This is a genomic window from Neoroseomonas lacus, assembly GCF_014644535.1.
GTDB lineage: Bacteria > Pseudomonadota > Alphaproteobacteria > Acetobacterales > Acetobacteraceae > Neoroseomonas > Neoroseomonas lacus.
The window spans coordinates 1-1,191 of record NZ_BMKW01000053.1; the positions used below are offsets into that span (position 1 = coordinate 1).

A 1,191-nucleotide genomic window follows, 5' to 3' on the forward strand; every position below is an offset into this window, starting at 1 on the left:
ATGGCGAAGGCGAAATTCGAGCGGAACAAGCCGCACTGCAACATTGGCACGATTGGGCATGTGGACCATGGCAAGACGTCGCTGACGGCGGCGATCACCAAGATCCTTGCGAAGGCTGGTGGAGCGACGTTCACGGCGTATGACCAGATCGACAAGGCGCCGGAGGAGCGGGCTCGTGGCATCACGATCTCGACGGCGCATGTGGAATATGAGACGGCGAACCGTCACTACGCCCACGTCGATTGCCCGGGCCATGCCGACTACGTGAAGAACATGATCACGGGTGCGGCGCAGATGGACGGCGCGATCCTGGTGGTGTCGGCGGCCGATGGCCCGATGCCGCAGACGCGCGAGCACATCCTGCTGGCGCGCCAGGTTGGTGTTCCGGCGCTGGTGGTGTTCCTGAACAAGTGCGACATGGCGGACCCGGACCTGCTCGAGCTGGTCGAGATGGAAGTGCGCGAGCTGCTGAGCAGCTACAACTTCCCGGGCGACGACATTCCGATCATCCACGGCTCGGCGCTGATGGCGCTGGAAGACAAGCAGCCGGAGCTCGGTGAGCAGGCGATCCTGAAGCTGATGGAGGCGGTGGACAGCTACATTCCGCAGCCGGCGCGCGACGTGGACAAGCCGTTCCTGATGCCGGTCGAGGACGTGTTCTCGATCTCGGGCCGCGGGACGGTGGTGACGGGTCGTGTTGAGCGCGGCATCGTGAAGGTTGGCGAGGAAGTGGAGATCGTCGGCCTGAAGAACACGGTGAAGACCGTGGTGACGGGTGTCGAGATGTTCCGCAAGCTGCTGGACCAGGGCCAGGCGGGCGACAACATTGGGGCGCTGCTGCGTGGCACGAAGCGTGAAGACGTGGAGCGTGGCCAGGTCCTGGCGGCGCCTGGGTCGATCACGCCGCACACGAAGTTCAAGGCTGAGGCCTATGTGCTGACGAAGGAAGAGGGTGGCCGTCACACGCCGTTCTTCACCAACTATCGTCCGCAGTTCTACTTCCGCACGACGGATGTGACCGGTGTGGTCACGCTGCCGGAAGGGGTGGAGATGGTGATGCCGGGCGACAACGTCTCGATGGACGTTGAGCTGATTGCGCCGATCGCGATGGATGAAGGGCTGCGCTTCGCCATCCGCGAAGGTGGCCGCACCGTCGGCGCCGGCGTCGTCGCGTCGATCACGAAGTAAGTA

At 63.9% G+C, this 1,191-nt stretch carries 1 protein-coding gene; it reads left to right on the plus strand.

Annotation, left to right across the window (positions count from 1 at the left end; all coding sequences use genetic code 11):
• Entirely contained in the window at positions 1–1,188 is a 1,188-nt protein-coding gene (gene tuf / locus IEY36_RS30345; protein WP_188974058.1) for an elongation factor Tu, read from the plus strand.
• The last annotated feature ends 3 nt before the right edge of the window (positions 1,189–1,191 follow it).